The 21,695-nt window shown below is 40.9% G+C and carries 18 protein-coding genes; 11 read left to right on the forward strand and 7 right to left on the reverse strand.

Going from position 1 to position 21,695, the window contains the following annotated elements; translation table 11 throughout:
* Positions 1-110: 110 nt before the first annotated feature.
* Entirely contained in the window at positions 111-1,067 is a 957-nt protein-coding gene (locus P2W72_RS12990) for a GDP-mannose 4,6-dehydratase (RefSeq protein ID WP_276363261.1), read from the forward strand.
* 62 nt (positions 1,068-1,129) lie between these two features.
* Here the strand turns inward: P2W72_RS12990 and P2W72_RS12995 are convergent, their stop codons facing one another.
* From P2W72_RS12995 to P2W72_RS13020, 6 genes are all read right to left on the reverse strand, one after another.
* Entirely contained in the window at positions 1,130-3,760 is a 2,631-nt protein-coding gene (locus P2W72_RS12995) for a bifunctional YncE family protein/alkaline phosphatase family protein (RefSeq protein WP_276363262.1), read from the reverse strand.
* 204 nt (positions 3,761-3,964) lie between these two features.
* Positions 3,965-4,867, reverse strand: a complete 903-nt coding sequence (locus P2W72_RS13000; protein ID WP_276363264.1) for a lysylphosphatidylglycerol synthase transmembrane domain-containing protein — start codon at positions 4,865-4,867, stop codon at positions 3,965-3,967.
* A complete protein-coding gene (locus P2W72_RS13005; protein WP_276363266.1) occupies positions 4,836-5,792 on the reverse strand; it encodes a glycosyltransferase family 2 protein in 957 nt (318 codons plus the stop codon). The genes P2W72_RS13000 and P2W72_RS13005 overlap by 32 nt, the downstream gene beginning before the upstream one ends.
* Positions 5,789-7,387, reverse strand: coding sequence for a glycosyltransferase family 39 protein (locus P2W72_RS13010; protein ID WP_276363268.1), 1,599 nt, complete (start codon positions 7,385-7,387; stop codon positions 5,789-5,791). Before P2W72_RS13010 ends, P2W72_RS13005 begins: the two co-directional genes overlap by 4 nt.
* 71 nt (positions 7,388-7,458) lie before the next feature.
* A complete protein-coding gene (locus P2W72_RS13015) occupies positions 7,459-8,274 on the reverse strand; it encodes a murein L,D-transpeptidase catalytic domain family protein (RefSeq protein ID WP_276363271.1) in 816 nt (271 codons plus the stop codon).
* Between the two features lie 288 nt (positions 8,275-8,562).
* Complete coding sequence (locus tag P2W72_RS13020) at positions 8,563-10,023, reverse strand: glycine--tRNA ligase (RefSeq protein ID WP_276363273.1); 1,461 nt, start codon at positions 10,021-10,023, stop codon at positions 8,563-8,565.
* 120 nt (positions 10,024-10,143) lie between these two features.
* Here P2W72_RS13020 and P2W72_RS13025 point away from each other — a divergent pair, with 120 nt between their 5' ends.
* From P2W72_RS13025 to P2W72_RS13055, 7 genes are all read left to right on the forward strand, one after another.
* The gene (locus P2W72_RS13025; RefSeq protein ID WP_276363275.1) at positions 10,144-10,872 is read left to right on the forward strand and encodes an ATP-binding cassette domain-containing protein; all 729 of its coding nucleotides are present in this window, start codon (positions 10,144-10,146) and stop codon (positions 10,870-10,872) included.
* A gap of 23 nt (positions 10,873-10,895) precedes the next feature.
* Complete coding sequence (gene gldF / locus P2W72_RS13030; RefSeq protein WP_276363277.1) at positions 10,896-11,624, forward strand: gliding motility-associated ABC transporter permease subunit GldF; 729 nt, start codon at positions 10,896-10,898, stop codon at positions 11,622-11,624.
* On the forward strand, positions 11,618-13,300 hold the full coding sequence (gldG, locus tag P2W72_RS13035; RefSeq protein WP_276363280.1) for a gliding motility-associated ABC transporter substrate-binding protein GldG: 1,683 nt from the start codon (positions 11,618-11,620) through the stop codon (positions 13,298-13,300). Before gldF ends, gldG begins: the two co-directional genes overlap by 7 nt.
* 112 nt (positions 13,301-13,412) lie before the next feature.
* Positions 13,413-14,537, forward strand: coding sequence for a DNA polymerase III subunit beta (gene dnaN, locus P2W72_RS13040; protein ID WP_276363282.1), 1,125 nt, complete (start codon positions 13,413-13,415; stop codon positions 14,535-14,537).
* Between the two features lie 122 nt (positions 14,538-14,659).
* Entirely contained in the window at positions 14,660-15,376 is a 717-nt protein-coding gene (locus P2W72_RS13045; RefSeq protein WP_276363285.1) for a DUF4397 domain-containing protein, read from the forward strand.
* Positions 15,377-15,455: 79 nt separating this feature from the next.
* On the forward strand, positions 15,456-16,103 hold the full coding sequence (locus tag P2W72_RS13050; RefSeq protein ID WP_276363287.1) for a DedA family protein: 648 nt from the start codon (positions 15,456-15,458) through the stop codon (positions 16,101-16,103).
* Positions 16,104-16,195: 92 nt separating this feature from the next.
* Entirely contained in the window at positions 16,196-16,843 is a 648-nt protein-coding gene (locus tag P2W72_RS13055) for a VTT domain-containing protein (protein ID WP_276363289.1), read from the forward strand.
* Position 16,844: 1 nt separating this feature from the next.
* Here P2W72_RS13055 and P2W72_RS13060 read toward each other — a convergent pair whose 3' ends face one another.
* Positions 16,845-17,807 (reverse strand): zinc dependent phospholipase C family protein, encoded by a 963-nt coding sequence (locus P2W72_RS13060; RefSeq protein WP_276363291.1) that lies wholly within the window; start codon positions 17,805-17,807, stop codon positions 16,845-16,847.
* 275 nt (positions 17,808-18,082) lie between these two features.
* Here P2W72_RS13060 and rpsT point away from each other — a divergent pair, with 275 nt between their 5' ends.
* The 3 genes from rpsT (at position 18,083) to pheT (ending at position 21,618) form a co-directional block, all read left to right on the forward strand.
* On the forward strand, positions 18,083-18,337 hold the full coding sequence (gene rpsT / locus P2W72_RS13065; protein WP_276363293.1) for a 30S ribosomal protein S20: 255 nt from the start codon (positions 18,083-18,085) through the stop codon (positions 18,335-18,337).
* Between the two features lie 82 nt (positions 18,338-18,419).
* On the forward strand, positions 18,420-19,121 hold the full coding sequence (gene radC / locus P2W72_RS13070) for a DNA repair protein RadC (protein ID WP_276363296.1): 702 nt from the start codon (positions 18,420-18,422) through the stop codon (positions 19,119-19,121).
* Positions 19,122-19,218: 97 nt separating this feature from the next.
* A complete protein-coding gene (gene pheT, locus P2W72_RS13075; protein ID WP_276363298.1) occupies positions 19,219-21,618 on the forward strand; it encodes a phenylalanine--tRNA ligase subunit beta in 2,400 nt (799 codons plus the stop codon).
* Positions 21,619-21,695 lie beyond the last annotated feature (77 nt).

Below are 21,695 nucleotides of genomic sequence, written 5' to 3' on the forward strand. Positions count from 1 at the left end.
ATAATGGGATAATCAAAGGCCGGATAGAGAGGCGAATTTATTGATTTTTTTACGGGGATGTTCTGATTTTTAGCGTTAGCATTTTTTAAATTCGTAATTTTGCATCTGAAATGAGCAATAAAAAACGAATTTTAATCACCGGAGCTGCCGGGTTTATCGGGAGTAATCTGAGCCGTAGTTTATTACAAAATGGGAACTATGAGCTGATCGGTTTTGATAATTTTGATGATTTTTACAGCCGCGAGCAGAAGGATAAGAATCTTGCCCCCCTGCTTGCTTCGTCTGATTTTCAATTTGTTGAAGGCGATATCCGGAATATGGACGATTTGTTTTCGCTGGGCGATATAGATGTGATTGTCCATCTTGCTGCCAAGGCAGGGGTAAGGCCAAGCATTCAGAATCCTATTTTGTATCAGGAGGTGAATGTTGCCGGTACTCAGAATCTGCTGGAGTTTGCCAGAAAGAGGAATATCAAACAATTTGTTTTTGCCTCATCGAGCAGTGTTTACGGAATCAATGAGAATGTGCCCTGGCATGAGGAGGAAAAGCTGATGCCGATCAGTCCGTATGCATCTACCAAGCTTTCATGCGAAATGCTCGGGCATGTATATAGCCATTTGTACGGGATTCGTTTTCTTGCTTTGCGTTTCTTCACGGTTTACGGTCCGGCTCAACGACCTGATCTGGCAATTCATAAATTCTTTAATTCTATTATCAAGGGACAACCGATTCCTGTTTTCGGAGACGGAACTACCAGTCGCGATTATACTTTTGTGAATGATACCGTTAAGGGTATTGAGGCTGCTATTAATTATGATCAGTCTGATTTTGAGATTATCAATTTAGGTAATCATCAAACGGTTACGCTTGCAGGTTTAATTGAAGCCATTGAAAAGATATGTGGCAAGCAGGCCATCATTGACCGCCAGCCGGAGCAGCCGGGCGATGTGCCTCAGACTTTTGCAAATATTGGTAAGGCCGGCAAATTATTGAATTACCATCCTTCAACTGATCTTGAAACAGGCTTGCGCGCGTTTTACGACTGGTATCTGAAGAATAATAGTTAGAATTATTGAGTTCCAGGATAAAAGGGTGCGAGCTACAAGCTCGCACCGGCATACCTTCTGAATTATTTTTCTCTTGCTTTGATTTTAGCCAGTTTAGGATAAGGCGTATTGTAGCCTTTAACCGAATACCATAGAATCAGGTTCAGGGTATCTTCGTTGGCTTCATCAAGCTCATCCAGCGACATTGCCATTGATTTCTCTGCCCAGAATTTTTTCTTTCCGGATAATGCCGATAGTTTCGGGTTCATTTCATCCAATGGGATCTGATTAGGCAGTGCAGTATACGGTCTGAAATCAGGTTTGGCGGTAAAACAATCAGTCATTGGGTTAGCAATCATGTCAAACTGACTCATCGGAGAGAGTCCCAGGATCAGTTCTATGGTTCTCAGCACGCTGTTTTGATTGTAATGTGTACTGATTACCTCGCTACGCTTAGTATACGGACTGATACAAAGCGCTACAGTTCTTCGTCCGTCGATATGATCCAGACCTGCCTGCGGATCATCTTCAATTACGAAAATGGCCGTTTCTTTCCAGAATTCGCTCTTGCTTACGGCTTCTACAATCTGACCTAAAGCCAGATCATTATCTGCAACCTGTGCCCGTGGTGTTGGATATCCTTCTCTTGTTCCGGTGGTATGGTCGTTAGGAAGGAGCATAATCATGAAGTTGGGTAAAGAGTTTTTCTTTTCGTATTCCCTGAATTCTTTCAGAAACTCTCCGGCACGGTATACATCAGGAATAGAACTTGGAAAGCCAACAAAAGTCGGGCATAAATAAGGAGCCATAGTATGCAGCTTGCTGGTGGCTCTGATTTTTACATTCCTTGTGCCGTTTTTATAATCATTATAGATCTGAGTCCAGCTTGCATTTGCGGGTTGTACCTCAGCTTTCACAAATTCGCCATAATTGCGGAACGTTAATCCGGCATCCAGTACCTTATCCCAGATAAATCCTGATGAAGCAAACGCCATCGCGTCATCACCTTCATAGGGATAACTTCTTACAAAGCCACCAAAGCTTCTTTCAATATAATCTGTAACCACTCCTTCATTGGTCCACTGATGCCCGTCAGCACTCAGAACACCATTGCAATAGGTATTGTCGAGTAAAACAAACTGTTCGGCTAAAGCATGATGATTGGGACTTACTTTACGTCCGAACTGGGTGAGCGAGCTGTCGCCTTTTCCCTGAGGCAGATCGCCGAATACCTGGTCATAGGTACGGTTCTCTTTGATAATATAAAGTACATGTTTGAAAACCGATTTTTCTCCTGGTCGTGTCGGAACGGGTACTATGCGTTCGTTGACGCGTTCCAGTCGCAATGCCTGTGCAATTTTAGGCAGGCGCATACTGCCGGCCGCACTAAGGGTATATTCCCGGAGTTTACTGTCATCCGGCACAGGAATAAATGAGACTGAACCTGAATGATCGTGTGAATTGAACCCTTTCTCTCTTAATCCTGTTTGTCTGCTGCCAATCCCCTTGGTATTGGCTACAAACAATTTATTTCCATCCTGAGAAAGAATCACAGCGCCAGGGTACCAGCCTGTAGGAATAAGCCCTTTGACTTTGCCCAGCTCCAGATCTATCAATGCAATGTGGTTATTCCCTCCGTTTGCTGCGTATAATGTTTTTCCATCTTTACTGACCACTACTGAATTGGGGGCGCTTCCAAAGGGAAGCTCATCCATAGGTTTTGTACTCAGATTTTTAAGAACCTGATCCGTTCTGGTATCAATGACAGAAACCAGATCACTATTGGCATTGGCAACATAAAGCAGGTTCTTGTCAGGTGAAAATGCCATTCCTGAAGGGTGCAGCTGTACCTCGATTTCATTAATCTGTTTCTTAGTTCCCAGATCAATAACCGATACGGTCCCCGATGAGGCAATTCCTGTTTTGGGATCTACCACAACTTCAGATCCTCCTGAGGGACCGGTTTTATCACCGGCTTTTGGTCTTCGTCCTGCCCAATTGCTTACATAAGCCTTATTACCATGGATGAGTACCGTATAAGGTGCCATCCCTGTCGGGATCTGGCTTTCCAGTTTTCCCGTCTTCAGGTTAATCAGGCCAAGGGTATTGTTACGGCTCAGGGTAACGTATAAGTATCCGCGCTGATTATCGATGGCTATGCCGCCGGGATAAGGGCCGGATTTATCGTTAGCAGTTGGGCCCGGAATAGCAATAGCATCATCCCATGCAAAATCGCCGTTTGCAGATTTTTTTGCTGATCGTATAAACCCTCTGCTGTCGCTGGTCCATACTTTTTGATCTGTATCATTCCAGATGATTCCGGTGAAGGTATGTCCGCCACCCGGGAGTTTCAGTGTTTGAATAATCTGGTGATTCAGGGCATTCATAAACACAATGGAATTGATGTTTTTAACTGCCAGGATATCGCCGGCTGCGTTTAAAGCCAGATCAACCGGCCGTCCGGGAAATACTTTTGTATCACCCGCCGGGTTGATGATTTGTGAAGTGGAAACAATATGGGTACTGTCGCTTTGCGGACCAAGTGTCGCTTCGTATGGGAATTTATCTTTAGTGCTTTCAAACAATTTGTTCAATTCCCATGGTTTTTTGTTTGATCCGCAGGCTGTAAGGAGTAAAAAGAGTCCTGAAATAATGAGTGAGTTGCTCTTGCTTACCGGTTTTATACGGCTGGTTTGTTTGAAAATGGATTTCATGGTTTTTGATTAAAGATTAAATTCTTTTCAGAATCAGGTGCTTCGCACCAATTCAGTAGTTGAATTTACACATTCAATGTTAAGAGAATTTGAATTTTTTTGTTTGGAGGGATTTTTTTCTGGAGGTTTATCTACGTTGAGTTTTAGGATGCAAGGGTACGAACTGCAAGCTCACACCAGCAGAATCAGGAGATCATACCTTCATCAGGATTCAATCTCAATATCCTGCTTCAGATCTACTTTATTCACTCCGATTTCCTGTGGATGGAACACAAAATAAATTCCGATGAATGAGAGCAGGGCTGAGATGCAATAGAACAGCAGACTGATGATTACTGCCAGATGCTGATCCATTTGAAAGTATTGGGCCCCGTACACAAAAACAAGTTCCCTGGCACCTAATCCGCCAACGGTGAATGGAAAGATTGCTACAAGCGATGATACCAGGAACATAAAGAGGTATGGAGAGAATTTTCCGTTAAAATTTAAGGCATAGAGCAGGAGAATAACCGATATAACCTGCATGGATTGTACCATCAGGGCCTTTAAGTGGGTTAAAGCAAAACGATGACTGTAATCGGCAAAAAAGCGTCTCATCACCAGGTAGTAAAGCAGGGTACCGAGGGCAACGACCAGTACGGGAATCCAGTTGGGAATACCAAGATTAGGAATGAATATCACTAAGGCAGAAATGATCAGCCCCAATGCCCATAAGCCGCTCAGTCGGTCAAAAAATATAGCCTGAAATAATCTTCTTCCCTTAAGTTCGAATTTCTTGCGGAGGAGGAATATTTTATACCCATCGCCACCTATTCCTCCGGGTAAAAACAGATTGTAAAACATTCCAAGCAGGTAGATCTTGAAATTATACAGTTCAGGGATATTGAGTCCTATTCCTTTGAAAAAAGTGTTCAAACGAGAGGAAGAAATAATCTGCGAACCTACGAAGGCAAAAAAAGCAAGTATCAGAAATAGCGGATTCGATTGATTGAAAGCATCTTTCAGATCATTGAATTCTACTTCTAATGATACCAGATAAAGAGATAAGCAGGTAATGCTGATCTTTAACAGTAGTTTAGCGATGTTCCAGATCTTCTTTTTGTCCATTGAAAATTCGTCTTACCTGGTATGTTTTTCTGTTTGTTCCCTCAAAATAGGTTCTGACATTAATTTCGGCTAAGATTCCGAACGTAATCAGCTGAATACCACCCAATAAAAAGATAAGTCCCAGAATCAGGAGTGGTTTTCCCCAGATGTCCTGTCCCATTAATTTCAGTACCAGCAGATATGCATTGATCAGAATTCCCAGTCCCAGCGAAATAAAACCCATGGTTCCGAAAAGGTGCATCGGCTTCTGGATATATTTACGGAAGAACACCATGGTGATCAGATCCGACATCACTTTGAAAGTTCTGTTTAAGCCGTATTTGGATGTTCCATGGATTCGGGCATGATGCTTAACATCCACCTGAGTGATGCTTGCGCCCTGGAGTTTGGCCAGTACCGGAATAAAGCGGTGCAGCTCTCCGTAAATTCCAAGATCTTCGGCAATTTCACGCTTAAATACTTTGAGTGTACAGCCATAATCTTTGATGTAAACTCCGGTCATACGCCTGATAATGGCATTGGCGATTTTGGAAGGGATCTTACGAAGGAACATCCCATCCTGGCGGTTCGCACGGTTTCCTGCAACTACATCCCAGTCTTCTTCTATCAGTTTCTGAAGCATGAAAGGAATATCTGTGGGGTCGTTCTGAAGGTCGCCGTCAATCAATGCAATATATTTGCCTTTGGAATGGTCAATACCGGCAGTCATGGCTGTACTTTGTCCGTAGTTTTTACGTAATTCTACCAGATTTATCCGGTCGTCTGCATGTTCACGGATCATTTTCTGAGTTCCGTCATTTGATCCGTCATCCACAAAAACCACTTCATAATCCAGGTTCTGAAGGGCATCTCTAATCGCTGCGATCAGCGGGACAATGTTATCACGTTCATTTAAAACGGTGATGACTACAGATAGTTCTCTCATTTTATCAGGTAAAGTTTGAGGTTCTGGTACTGTTTAACCAATATCGCATCCGGATTATCCGGATTTTTATCAAAGGTAAAATAATAACCCGGCATAGCATCGCTTTCTGTGAATTTCACCTGCTTCATTCTGCTGCGCTGGATATAAAATATCAGACGGTCATGAAATGGAATATCAGGCTCGGAGGGATGATATCTGTAAAAATAAAGCGGCTGATCTTTGACAATATGACCAATTTCAATTGCTGAATTTTTGAAATAATTATCCGTCATGTTTTCAAGCCGGTGGGGAAGAATGAACCAGCTGAATGCCAGTCTGACCATGATCAGTAAAACAATAAAAGCGATGATCTTGCTGTCCTTCAGCCGGTAAAGTCCCCAACTGATCAGCGCACAGGCCAGCGTCAGAAATACGATCTTAAGATTCAGATGCGGAACATATTCATTCAGACCGAAAAAGAATGCTGCCGGAATCGCTAAAGTTACCGCTATAGCCAGAAATAGAATTATGCCATTAAATATCTTCTGTGTTTTTGGAAGAACTTCACGATAGGTATAATAGGCATGACTCCAGAGTATAAAAAGCAGGGGGTAGAGCATCAGCAGGTATCGCGGACGGGTTTGAGGCGATAACCAGTAGACCCAGATATTGGCAAGGAATACAATGGTTATGAAGGTCAGAAACGGGTTTTGTTTAATACCCCTGATGAATCCCCCGTGAAAACAGAACAGTAACAGCAAACTGGCAGGAAACAGATGAACTGCATGTTCGAAAGGGAAGGATATTACATGGATTAAGCTGGCCATGAATCCAAATTCAGTGGCTGTTCTTCTGCTGCTCTGATCCCAGATCGTACTGAGATATCCTTCCAGATTGGGGTTGTACTGGTAATAATTCCAGAAATAAGCGCCTATGATCAGCAGGCAGATGATACCGCTCAGAATATGCTGCCAGCTGAATAGTCTCTTGAAATTTTTTGTGTAAAGCAAAACAGCAATCAGTGTAAACCCCTGAAATACGATGGATGGCATGCCCTTGCTGAGAAAAGTGATCGCGGTAATGATATAGGATGATAAAAACAGCAGCAACCATTTCTTCTGCTCCAGGAAATAGAAGATCAGCATAAAAGAGTTGAATGTCAGGCAGGAGTAAAGGATGTCAATATGCCCCAGCATGGAATCATAGATCAGCATGCGTCCGTTTACCAGGAAAAGGAGTGCGCTCAGGGCTGCAATACTTTTATTTTTCAGAAAGTAACTTACCCAGAAATAGATGTTTATGGCAAACAAAAACATCGGAATGATGGCAGGCAGGCGCGTGGTGAATTCTGAAAAATTTCCTGTCAGGAGATAGAACCCCGCAAGGATCCAGTTGTAAAAGGGAGGCTTGTTGTAATAAAATTCTCCGCCTACAGTTGGTACCGAGAAATTATTGCTGAGAATCATTTCAAGTGCAACATTTGCCCGGGTAGGCTCATCTGCAAAGAGTGGTAAAAGGCCCAGATTGATGAAAAATGCCGGTATTGCCAGTAAAATGAGGATAAAGAATGCTTTTCCGGGATTTTGGATCAGGAAGGTTTCCAGCTTGTGCATCATGGAAGGCAAAGATATAAAAGCAAAAGGGAGATTTGTTTTTCAAATCTCCCTTTTCTTAAGCTTTAAGATGTTTAAATACTCGCCTGCAGCTTGCTGCCCGAGGAGATAAAGTTTGCTACTGCTATATTCTGATCCAGAAATTCTGATCTGTATTGAACTGATGGTCCGTTTATAAATAAAACGGTCTGACCTTTAATTACATTGATAATGGTTTTTGTAAGCTCAACCGGTAGGGCAGGGCATCCGTGACTTCTGCCTAAACGGCCGGTTTGGTTAACAAACGACTGGCTTACATAATCTGCGCCATGGACTACTACGGCACGTTCTTTTGCATTGGTATTAAAACCTTTGTCGAGTCCATCCAGGCGCATTGAAAGTCCGTGCTTGCCTATATAGGTATCGCTGGTAACATAAAAACCCAGACTACTTTGGTGCGAATTAGGTTGATTGGAAAAACTGGTTGCTATATCCATTCCGCTGCCTCTGCCATGAGCAACAAGTGTATTGAATAATAATTTACTGCTTTCCAGATCAATGATCCAAAGTCTTTTTTCACTGCTTTTCTTGCTGAAATCAATAATCGTCAGCACTGATTTCTGAGCAGAAAGTAACTGTGTTTTTTTAAGATTGTAATATCCGATCAATGCTTTTTTGAAAACATTCTGGTCTAAACCCGCCTTCGCTAAGCTAGCCTGTTCGTACATTGATGCAATGTGCTGATTAAATAATTCAGAGTTTAAATTGTTTTTGCTTACTGGAGTTTCTTTTGTTTTGCTGTTTGTGTTTGAAAAATTCAGATCTGATTTTTTAACTGATACCCAGCCGATAGCCGGAAGTGTGAATGCAAGCAGGAGAATGCTTAATACCCAGATTGATTGTTTCTTCATATTTCAGTTCTTCTTTAAACCTTGTTTTAACGGTTCTATTAATAAAATATTATTAAAAATGATGAGTACAGGTTTGCTATAGGCTTCTGAATTAAAACGGTACAAAGGTACGTAATATCTTTACCAGAATTGTCATGGTAGAGTAGAAAGCTTGTTACTGTATATGAGTGTCTTAGCTTTATTATGTTGCTTATTCAGTGCTTTCAGGGCAGGGTATTTCAGGCTGAAATCAGGCAATAAAAAAGCCTCCCGGTTAGGAGAGGCTTGTTAAAATAGCATTTCAAATTATTAGCTGAGCAGATTTTTCCAGCTTACCATTTTTCCGATGATGTTTTCCAGGTCTGTAGCAGATACACGTTCCTGCTCCATACTGTCGCGGTGTCTGATGGTAACTGTATTGTCTTCCAGAGTTTGATGATCTACCGTAACACAAACCGGCGTTCCTATTGCATCCTGTCTGCGGTAACGTTTACCGATTGAATCCTTTTCGTCATACTGAAGATTAAAATCCAGTTTTAACTGATCCATGATCTCCCTTGCTTTTTCAGGTAATCCGTCTTTTTTGGTTAAAGGGAAAACCGCTGCTTTTACAGGTGCCAGACAAGGATGTAAATGTAATACAGTACGTGAATCCTGTTTTTCGTCAGTGCTGAGATCCTGCTCTTCATAAGCATTGCAAAGAGTAAGTAGGAACATTCTGTCGAGTCCGATAGATGTTTCAATCACATAAGGGACATAGTTTTTGTTTTCCTGGGTATCGAAATACTGAAGTTTTTTGCCCGAGAATTTCTCATGCTGGCTCAGATCAAAATCAGTACGGCTGTGAATTCCTTCAACTTCCTTGAATCCAAACGGGAATTCGAACTCGATATCAACTGCCGCATTGGCATAATGCGCCAGCTTGGTATGGTCATGATAGCGATATTTATCTTTAATCGTGCCTAGTGCAAGATGCCATTTTAAACGGGCTTCCTTCCAGTGTGCGTACCATTCCATTTCTGTTCCCGGCTTTACAAAGAATTGCATTTCCATCTGTTCAAACTCACGCATACGCATGATAAACTGTCGGGCAATTACCTCATTACGGAATGCTTTTCCTATTTGTGCAATTCCAAACGGAATTCTCATCCTGCCTGTTTTCTGTACATTCAGGAAGTTGACGAAAATACCCTGTGCTGTTTCAGGACGAAGATAAACTTCGTCAGATCCCTCAGCCATAGCACCCATCTGAGTGGAGAACATCAGGTTAAATTGTCTGACATCAGTCCAGTTGCGGGTTCCGGAAACCGGACAAACAATCTCGTGTTCTTCAATCAGGGCCTTCAGCTTAGGCAGATCTTCTGCATTGAGTGCAGCATCCATATCGGCCTGAAGCTTTTCAGCCTTGTCCAGTTTGCCGTCTTTGGCGTAACGGGCAATTTTATCTTCAATTAAATTATCAGCACGGTAACGTTTTTTAGAATCCTTATTGTCGATCATAGGATCGGCGAAGCCATCTACGTGTCCGCTTGCTTTCCATACTTTAGGATGCATGAATATGGCTGCATCAATACCAACGATATTCTCGTTCATCTGCACCATACTTTTCCACCAGTAGGTTTTAATATTATTCTTCAATTCAGATCCCAGCTGCCCGTAATCATATACTGCGCTCAGTCCGTCATAAATTTCACTTGAAGGGAATACAAAACCGTATTCCTTACTGTGAGAAACTACATTCTTAAAAAGTTCTTCGTTGTTTTTACTCATAACCCTGCAAAGATAGTATTGAAAATTAATTTTACCCGATGATTAAGAATTAAGAATTACGAATTACGAATTACGAATATTCATTTCTAAATACTAACTACTAAATACTAAATTTGCAGCATGAGTATTCTGGTAGAAGATCTTTGTAAAACTTATAGTGAGCAAAAAGCATTGGACAGCATCTCATTCAGGGCTATGCCGGGTTCGGTGCTTGGTTTTTTAGGCCCGAATGGGGCCGGAAAGTCAACTACTATGAAGATTCTTACCGGCTATATTCCCCAGACCTCGGGCAGGGCAGAAGTTTGTGGTTTTGATGTGAGCACCCATTCTATGGAGGTTCGCCGCCAAATTGGGTATCTTCCTGAGCATAATCCTCTTTATCTGGATATGTATGTCAGGGAGGCCCTGGGCTTTATCGGAGCCATCCATCAGACTGAAAATAAAGCAAGAAGAATAGATGAAGTGATTGAAATGTGCGGATTAGGTCAGGAACAAAACAAGAAGATCAGTGCTTTATCTAAAGGCTACAGACAACGTGTAGGTTTGGCGCAGGCCATTTTTTCAGATCCGCAGGTTTTGATTTTGGATGAACCTACTTCAGGCCTGGATCCTAATCAGGTGATTGGAATCAGAAATCTGATCAGGGATCTGGCAACAACACGTACAGTTATCTTATCCACGCACATCATGCAGGAGGTAGAGGCTATTTGCCAGAATGTGATTATTATTGATCAAGGTAAAATTGTAGCTGATGATAAACTGACCGATCTGAGATTAAGCCATAATAACAAAAGTCTTGAAGATATTTTTATAGCTTTAACAGCCTCTCATGCTCATCAAACTTATTAATCCCCCATTTAATTAATTCTGAAGTGATCAGTATTTTCAATAAAGAAATCAGCGGTTTTTTCAGTTCAATGGTAGCCTATGTGATCATGGGGGTATTTCTGCTGGTTACCGGTTTATTTCTCTGGGTATTCCCTGATTCCAGTATTCTGGATTATGGTTACGCCGGATTAGACAGTTTTTTTAATATTTCTCCTTATTTGTTTATGTTCCTGATTCCGGCAATAACCATGCGTTCATTGGCAGAGGAACAAAAAGACGGAACATTCGAATTACTGGCTACACGGCCTCTCCGCGACTGGGATATCGTGCTCGGTAAGTTCTTTGCTTCTCTGGCTATTGTGATTCTGGCTCTGTTGCCAACTATCATTTATTATATTACGGTCTATCAGCTTGGGGTTACTCAGGGTAATGTAGATACCGGAGCAGTGATTGGTTCTTATCTGGGTTTGATATTTTTGGGGGCAGCTTTTACATCTATCGGACTTTTCACCTCATCGCTTTCTAAAAATCAGATCATAGCATTCACCTTCGCAGTTTTTCTTTCATTTTTCGCTTTCAGCGGATTTGATTCTATGAGTTCGATTCTATCTCTGCAGGGCATTGCCGGGGTACTAACCGGATTGGGAATCAGTGAGCATTATCAGTCGATCAGCAGGGGAGTGCTTGATACAAGAGACCTGATCTATTTTTTGAGTTTTACAGCTCTGTTTCTTTTAATCACTAAAACGATTTTAGGAGGTAGAAAATGGTAAATCGTAAAAAAGCCGACCTAATTACTCTCGCAATTGCCATTGCGGTAATTCTTGTTATAAATTTTCTGGGCTCCCTGTTTTTTACGCGTATTGATTTTACGTCAGAAAAGCGATATACCCTTTCGGATGTAACAAAAGATATTCTTAATTCGCTCGATGATAAGGTTCAGGTTACTGTTTATCTGGAAGGCGAGTTCCCTGCAGGTTTTAAGAGATTGCGAAACTCTACCAGAGATCTGCTCATAGATTTTGAAGCCTATTCTGATAACAGACTTCAGTTTGGTTTTGTTAATCCCATGTCGGGTGATCAGCAGGCTCAGGAACAGGCTTATCAGCAATTGCTTGAAAAAGGACTCGAGCCTACAAATCTGAGTGTAAAAACAGAGGATGGGATGTCGCAGAAGATTATTTTCCCGGCTGCAATGATTACCTATAAAGGTGCGCAAATACCGGTTAAGCTTTTGCAGAACAGGACAGGTTCCAGTCCCGAGGAAGTTTTGAATAATTCAATTCAAAACCTGGAATATGCTTTTGCCAGTGCTGTGAAGAAGCTTAGTACCGGTGGTTCTGTACGTGTTGGTTTTACCGAAGGTCATGGCGAATTAACAGATATGCAGCTTAGCGATGCCATTAAATCGCTGGGCGATTCTTATGAAGTTGGGCGGGTTAATCTTCAGACAATTCCATTCGGCGGACTTGATCAGTTGAAGCTTTTGATTATTGCTAAACCTGATCAGGCCTTTTCTGAAGCCGAGAAATATAAAATAGATTATTTCCTGATGAAAGGAGGTAGAATTATCTGGTCGCTTGATCAGGTAAATGCAGATCTGGATAGCTTAAGAGGGGCATCAGAGCAGCTTGCATTCCCGAAAAAACTGGATATCGATGATATGCTTTTCAAGTATGGGCTTCGTATGAATTATGATTTGCTGGCAGATATGAATTGTGCTCAGATACCTCTGAACGTAGGGGATATCGGAGGGCAATCACAGATTCAAATGCTTCCCTGGTTGTTTTATCCGGTATTTGTTCCGGTATCAGCTCATCCGCTTGTAAAAAATCTGGATGGAATCCGTTCTGAATTTCCCGGAAGTATCGACCTTATTGAATTGAAGAATGTGCATTCTGAAGTACTTCTGGCTTCCTCGCCATTCAGCAGGAAGATTGATGCACCTACGATGCTCTCATTGAATATGGTTGAAAAGGAGCCTGATCCCGAACAATTTAAGGGCGTACCTAAGCCTTTTGCCGTTTTGCTTGAGGGTGAGTTTCCCTCTAATTTCAGAAACCGGCCGGTGCCGGAAGGGATCAATGAAAAGGTCAGCATTCCTGAAAAGAGCCGAAACGGTAAAATGATAGCTATTGCAGATGGGGATGTTTTTAAAAACCAGATCAATACCAAAGATGGCTCTCCGTATCCGCTTGGTTTCGACCGCTATACTCAGGAGCAATATGCCAACAAGAGTCTGCTGTTAAATGCTGCCGATTACCTGACCGATGATTCAGGGATCATCAGCCTGCGTAATAAGGAAATTAAACTGCGTCTGCTCGACAGGGTAAAAATCCGACAGGAAAAAACCTTCTGGCAGCTGATTAATATCGGATTGCCGCTGCTGATGTTGATAGCCTGTGGTATTTTTCAACATTACTACCGCATTAGGAAGTATACCCGTTAAATTGTATATTTTTGGATTGTAAAAACCGTTGATAATAATTTTGTCCGGCGGATAATGGCTGATTAGGAACTACCGAAAAGCTTTACTATTATTGTTTTTCAGATATTTGAATATGAGATTTATAGTTTCAACATCAACCTTATTAAAGCAGTTGCAGGCGGTAAACGGTGCATCAAGCAGTAGTACGGTTTTGCCAATTCTCGAAAATTTTTTGTTCGAGATCAAGGATGGAGTGCTTACTGTTTCGGCTACAGATTTGCAGACCAGTATGACCACTTCACTTTCTGTCGAGTCTAAAGAAGACGGAAAGGTGGCTATTCCTTCAAAAATTTTACTCGAGACTTTAAAAACACTTCCTGATCAGCCGATCTCTTTTTCAGTTGATGACAAAACTTTTGCGATTGAGATCAGTGCAGGTGACGGGAAATATAAACTGAGCGGTGAAAATGGTGAGGATTTCCCTAAAATCCCTACTGTAGATAACCCTTCATCCGTTGCAATGCCGGCATCGGTGCTGGCTGAGGCAATCAACAAAACTCTTTTTGCAGTAAGCAGTGATGAGCTTCGCCCTGCCATGACGGGTGTGTTCTGCCAGTTGAGCCCGCAGCACATTACATTTGTTGCTACCGATGCTCATAAACTGGTTAGATATCGTCGTCTGGATACTAAATCTGAGGCTCCGGCAACCTTTATTCTGCCTAAAAAAGCACTTACTCTTTTAAAAGCTTCACTTCCTTCCGACGATGTAAATGTATCTGTTGAGTATAACAGTACCAGTGCCTTCTTCAGGTTTGGTAATATTAATCTGATCTGCCGTCTGATCGATGAGCGTTATCCTGATTATGAGGCAGTAATTCCAACTAACAATCCAAACAAATTAATCATCGACCGTGCTTTGTTCCTGAACTGTCTGCGTCGTGTGGTTATTTTTGCAAATAAAACTACACATCAGGTACGGTTGAAAATCACCGGAAGTGAGTTGAATATTTCATCCGAAGATGTTGATTTTGCTAATGAGGCTCATGAACGTCTTTCCTGCCAGTACGAAGGAGAGGATATGGAAATTGGGTTCAATGCAAAATTCCTTATTGAAATGCTGAATAATCTTGGTGGCGAGGAGGTTCTTCTTGAAATGAGCAGTCCGAACCGTGCAGGTTTACTGATGCCTCAAACACACGACGATCAGGAAGATGTACTGATGCTGGTTATGCCTGTGATGTTAAACAATTATGTATAGATTTTTGAACAGCTTGCTGTAAATATAGCTTCTGTTTATCGCTTTTATTGAAATGGCCTGGTTCTTGAACCAGGCCATTTTGTTATATGGCCAATCTGGCTTCATCAAAAAAACTTCGAATTATGAAAACCTCAATTAAATTAAACAAGTATCAAATACCCGGTCTGTTAACCGGGCTTGTTGCAGCTATTATGTTGTTAAGCTCCTGCAGTAAAGATGATAATGAAGTGATCATTCAGGGAGAGGCAAAGGTGATGATCGTTAATGCGGCATCCGGTTCACAGCCTCAGGATTTTTATCTGGATAATACCAAGGTGAACACCGAAGCTGTTGCCTATTCGCAAAGCACATCTTACATTACAACCGGTGCAGGTAACGAACGAAAGGCTGAATTCAGAAACAGCGGCAGTGCCAGTGCCAACTTTTCAGCGTATGTAAATCTTAGCCCAAATGAAAACTACACCTTCTTTTACACTGGAAAAGCAGATGGGTCAGGAACCAGCAGTGCTGTATTCAAAGATGAAAAGACTGCTTCTTCAGCCAATAAGGCTAAGGTAAGATTTGTTAATCTGGCTGAAGGTCTTGCAAGCGCTAATCTGCTGGTTACCGGAGGAATCGTATTCGCTTCAAATGTGATGTTTGGAAATGCGTCTGATTTCATTGAAGTAGACCCAGGTACCTTTGTCCTGCAGACTGTGCTTTCTACCAGTACATCGACTTCTGTTAATCTGGGTAGTTTTACCCTTCAGGCTGGAAAGATTTATACCATTTATACCAGCGGTTCTTTAACAGGAAGTGCTCAAACAGCTATCTCAGCAAAGCTTATCACTCATAATTAATCATTCTTGTGCAATTAAACCAGAAAACTCAGGGTCTTTGCCCTGAGTTTTCTATTTTTGGCAAAAATTAGCGAAGACTTTGGAAATTATTCAGCAACTAATCGATTTTATACTTCATATTGATAAGCATCTTATTGAAATTGTTCAGGACTATAAAACATGGACTTACCTGATCCTGTTTCTGATCATTTTTGCTGAGACCGGATTTGTAGTAACGCCATTTCTTCCGGGCGATTCTTTGTTATTTGCTGCCGGTGCCATTATTGCTAAACCTGAAAGTGGGTTAAATATATTCCTGATGTGCATTTTGCTGATCTTTGCAGCCATTATAGGCGATCTGGTTAATTATCATATTGGTAATTTTATAGGCCATAAAGCATTCAGTGGAAAATATAAGCTGCTGAAAAAGGAATACCTGGATAAGACCCAGGCATTTTATGAAAAGCATGGGGGTAAGACTATAATATATGCCCGCTTTATTCCGATTATCAGAACTTTTGCTCCTTTCGTGGCAGGAGTTGGAACAATGAGCTATCTGAAATTTGCGACATATAATATCACCGGTGCGGTCTTATGGGTTGTTTCTTTCTTATTTATAGGTTATTTCTTTGGTGGTTTACCTGTAATCAAAGAGAATTTTACCTATGTTATTTTTGGGATTATAATCTTCTCCATACTTCCTCCTTTAATCGAAGTGATTCGGGGGAATAAGCAAAGCAAAGCCTGAAACTTCTGATTAATTTCTATTGCCTGAATATCTCTTACAACGTATTCCAATCATTTTACAGCCTCAACTTAAAAATTAACCCTTAATTTACAATGGAAATTATTAGTAATATCCTCGATTTTGTATTGCATATAGACAAATACCTGATTAAGATTGTAAGCGATTACCGTACCTGGACTTACCTCATTATTTTTATGGTCATTTTTGCTGAAACCGGTTTTGTGGTAACACCTTTTCTTCCGGGAGATTCCTTGCTTTTTGCTGTAGGAGCATTAATTGCCAAGGGAGAAACCGGGCTGAATATCTATATTATGGGTGTACTGCTTATTGCAGCCGGTATTAGTGGTAATACCATTAATTATATAATGGGTAATTTTCTGGGTTCAAAGGTCTTCAAGCCGGGTAATAAGATATTAAAGATCGAATATTACGATAAAACCAAAGAGTATTTCAATAAAAGGGGAGGAAACGTTCTTATTTTTAGCCGCTTTATGCCCATATTCAGAACAATGGCTCCATTCGTGGCCGGAGTGGGTAAAATGAAGTTTGGTCAGTTTACCTATTATAATATAGCAGGAGCAATTTTGTGGATTGTTAGTTTTCTCGGTATTGGTTTTGTTTTTGGTAATATTCCCTTTATCAGAGACAATTTCACTTATGTAATGCTGGTGATTATTGTACTTACAATTTTGCCGGCGGTAATTGCTGCTGTAAGAGCAAAGAATTCAATGTCGGTATAATTCAGTTTTCGTCCCGGCCCAATATTTTACCTTTTTTAAACAGGTCAGAGATTCTTTGTTCTTCAGATTTTTCAGATTCGCTGAATGCCTTTGTCTCAAAATTTTTCAGCTTAGGTTGTCCGGCATCTACCCATGCCGAGTACCAGTAACTTCCTGTCATGAGTATTGAAGAACGCAATTGCCGTTCTACCATACCTTTCATGGCCTGATGATAGGCAAGAGAGTATTCTTCAGAATATTGCCTTATTACAATTCCATTGCGCTCACTGAAACTGAATTTCCGATCTGAAGGCATTGTTTTATTAATTCTTGATTCAATTTTCAGAACAGAGTCGGTATATGAGTGCGCTGTTTTTAATATGTTCCATGCTGTTTTAAGAGGGTTTTCTATATAACGTGCCTGACCGGTCAGGAAGTCGTACTCTGAAGAGAATAATTCAGGCAAACGGCTCTCCCAAAAACCATGTATGCCGGTTTGTCCGCTCAGTTGTCCGTTGTAGTTTTCTGTGGTATGCAATGGCACATGAGCATCAGAAACATAATGCCCAAGGTCGGCAGATAGTCTGAGAATCTGAATCGAATCCCTTTGCTGAAATGCCTTAATAAGTGAATAATAGGTTCTTTCGATTTGCCATGGTAAAATTCCATTCTCCAGAAGAACTCGGTTTGTGAATTTGAGTTCGGCATCCTTCCATTTTTCGGGGATACTGTCAAATGGATTATTGCCGTAGCGGTCGGCGTCAATAAAATGTCTTGCAGCTTCTGCCGTGTCTGAATAGCGGCGTTTATCGGCATCTACAGCATGCTCAGTTATAAAATCAATATTGCTTTTGTAAAACCTGATCATATCTCCTGGCAGGATAAATACAGCGGTTCTGTTGATTTTTTGATGCCCGAAAAATCCCCAGGAAATACAAAAGAGGGCAGAGCTTATGACCAGGAAGTTGAGCAGGCCTTTATTCATGGGTTTATTTTTTTGCTTAAATTCCGTTCCTTTTCATTAAAGAAAGAAAATAATTATTCAGAGGAAGGTCGAATTATTTAACGGTAAGAATATTTAACAGCATGCAATTTTCAGGGTATTTAAAGCAATTTTGCCTGATTTTACGTACGGATTAGGGGGTCTTGATTTTTTATGCAAATCACAAATCTGATTTTTTTAAATTATGCTTTGTATTTTAAAATAATCAGCATATATTTGCAGTCCTTAAAAGAAGGACGGAATAATAAGCTTAAGAAATGGCAAATCATAAATCATCGATAAAAAGAATTAGATCAAACGCGGCTAAGCGTTTACGTAATCGCTATCAGGCGAAAACCACCAGAAGTGCAATTAAAAGATTACGTACAACTACTGATAAAGCAGAAGCTACACCGCTTTTGAGTAAAGTGATCTCAATGCTTGATCGTTTGGCTAAAAAGAACATCATACACAAGAACAAAGCTTCAAACAATAAATCTAAACTGACAAAGTTTGTTAACGGATTGAAGTAATTCATAAAGGTATTTTCTAAAAAGGGATTCTGATTTTTTTCAGAATCCCTTTTTTTTATGCTCAGTTCTTTTAGATTTAGCTATGAGAACTTATGAGCAAAAAATAACAATCAAGGCCTGGGCAGAGGAAGATCGTCCCAGAGAAAAACTTTCTGTTCAGGGCAGAAGAAGTTTGAGTGATGCTGAACTTATTGCTATTCTTATAGGCTCAGGAAACAGGGATGAAAGCGCTGTTGAATTAAGTAAAAGAATCCTCTATTCCTGCAATAATGATCTGAATCAGCTTGCCCGGCTCAGTATTTCAGAATTATCCCGATTTAAGGGTATTGCCGAAGCAAAAGCGATCAGCATTGTTGCAGCGCTGGAGCTTGGAAGGCGAAGGAAGGAATCTGCAAATCCGAAGGGAACGCAGGTAAAGAACAGCATTGATGTTTATGAATCAATTGTGTCATGTTTCAGGGATCTGAATCACGAAGAATTCTGGATTGTAGTTTTGAACCGTGCCAATATAATCACATCAAGACATCTGATAAGTAAAGGAGGGCAGTCAGGTACTATTGCCGATCCTAAGATAATCTTTAATATTGCCCTTGAAAACCATGCGGCATCATTGATACTGGCTCATAATCATCCTTCGGGTAATTTGAAACCCAGCAATGCAGATATGGAGCTTACACGAAAGTTAAGGTCGGCCGGTCAGTTGCTGGATATTCCTATTCTTGATCATCTGATTATAACCGATATTGGATTCCTAAGCTTTGCAGATGAGGGGATTCTCGACTGATGTCTGTTGCTGTAGTTTAATTCATCAAACTTATCTCACATCTCGCATCTCAAATCTCATATCTCTTGTTATCTTTGCCATTTAGCATTTTTATAACATGAAGATCTCTTATAAGTGGCTGCAGCAATTCATTCAAACAGATAAAACTCCTGAAGAACTATCCCTGATTCTGACCAATATTGGTCTGGAGGTGGAAAGTTTGGAAAAGGTTCAGTCGGTTCCCGGCGGACTTGAGGGTTTGGTGATCGGCTATGTGAAAGAATGTGTTCAGCACCCTAATGCCGATCGTCTTAAGGTTACCAAAGTGGATGTAGGCCTAGCAGAAGATCTTCAGGTGGTTTGTGGCGCAAATAACGTTGCTGCCGGACAAAAAGTGGTTGTAGCTACGGTGAATACTACGGTATATCCAACTTCAGGTGAGCCTTTTAAAATCAATAAATCCAAAATCAGAGGTGAGGTTTCTGAAGGGATGATTTGTGCAGAGGATGAAATTGGATTGGGGCATGATCATGCAGGTATTATGGTTCTTGATTCTGATGCAAGGGTAGGTTCCCCTGCAAAAGAGTATTTCAAACTTGAAGATGATTATATGTTCGAGATCGGTTTGACCCCTAATCGGGCAGATGCTGCTTCCCATCTTGGAGTAGCCAGAGATTTGGCCGCCTATCTTAAGATTGAGCTCAAAATGCCTGATCTTTCAGGTTTTAAAACCGATTCTAATGATCTGATCATTCCTGTTACAGTTGAGGATAAAGATGCATGTGGCAGATATTCTTCTCTGACCATCAGTGGTGTAACCATTAAGGAATCGCCAGATTGGTTAAAGGATAAATTGAATACGATTGGTGTCAGACCAATTAATAATGTGGTTGATGTTACTAATTATGTTCTCCATGACCTTGGTCAGCCTTTACATGCCTTTGATGCTGATGAGATTAAAGGACAGAAGGTTTTGGTTAAAAAGTGTGCTGAAGGTACCGTATTTCAAACTTTAGATGAGGTTGAACGCAAGTTGTCTGCTGAAGATCTGATGATATGTAATGCTGAAGCATCTATGTGTATTGCCGGAGTATTTGGTGGAATTTCTTCGGGAGTAAAGACTTCAACTACCCGTATTTTTCTGGAGAGTGCTTGGTTTGATGCGGTTTCGGTTCGTAAAACTTCAAAACGTCACGGGCTTAAAACGGATGCCTCATTCAGATTTGAAAGAGGAACAGATCCTGATATCACTGTTATTGCGCTGAAGCGTGCCGCATTGCTGATCAAAGAAGTAGCAGGCGGACAGATCAGCTCTGAAATTTCTGATATCTATCCTTCTCCGGTAGCACCTTTTGAAGTTAGAATTAATTTTAAGAATGTTAACCGTTTGATAGGTAAGGAAATAGCAGCCGATGAGATTCGGTCAACATTAAGCGGACTAGGGATTAATATTGTTGCAGAAGATGCGGATGGAATGCTCCTGAATGTGCCGCCATTTAAGGTTGATGTAACCCGGGAAGTTGATATCATCGAGGAGATTCTCAGAATTCACGGATATGATAATGTGGAGATACCTACACAAATCCGTGCTTCATTGAACTATTCCAGCAAACCTGATAAGGAAGTGCTGCAGAATCAGGTGGCTGATATGCTTACCGGAAATGGCTATCTCGAAATTTTAAGCAACTCACTTACAAAATCAGCTTATTCAGCGCAACCTGAACTGGCCGTGAAGATCCTGAATCCACTCAGCAGTGATCTGGATGTAATGCGTCAGAGTTTGCTTTATTCGGGCCTGGAGGCGGTGTCTTATAATCATAACAGGAAGAATGCTGATCTGAAATTATATGAATTTGGAAAGGTTTATTCTATTGATAACGGGAATTATAAAGAAAATCAACGCCTTTCAGTGTTCATTACCGGCGAAAAGCAGTCAGAGAACTGGAATGTAAAAGCAGGCAATGCAAGTTTTTATAACCTGAAATCATTAGTTGATCTGGTAATTAGCAGGTTAAATATTAAAGGTTTATCAAGTGCTGATACCGCAAATCCTGATTTCGCATACGGGATCAGTTACAGCAAAGGAGATAAGTCGCTTGTTGATTTTGGATCTGTTTCAAAGAAGACCTTAAAAAAACTGGATATTGCTTCGGAAGTTTTTTATGCCGACTTTGATTGGGATCTTATTATTCGATCAGTGAGAAATAATAAGATTACTTATACGGAAGTGTCTAAATTCCCTTCGGTAAGACGTGATCTTTCTATGCTGCTGAACAAGGATATTACATTTGAACAGCTGAAGCAGATTGCACTCAAGACTGATAAGAGTCTTTTGAAGGAAGTAAATGTATTTGATGTTTACATCGGGGATAAGCTTCCGGAAGGTAAAAAGTCATATGCGCTGAGTTTCCTGATTCAGGATGAAGAAAAAACACTGACAGATAAGCAGATTGAAAGCCTGATGCAGAAATTAATTCTTAATTTAGGGAAGCAGGCCGGAGCGGAGATTAGAAAGTAATACGTAATAAGTTTTACGTTATAAGTTTTACGTAATACGTTCTACGTTGTAAGTTACGTATAAACAAGAGCGTAAAA

The sequence above is a fragment of the Daejeonella sp. H1SJ63 genome (genome assembly GCF_029360775.1).
GTDB lineage: Bacteria > Bacteroidota > Bacteroidia > Sphingobacteriales > Sphingobacteriaceae > Daejeonella.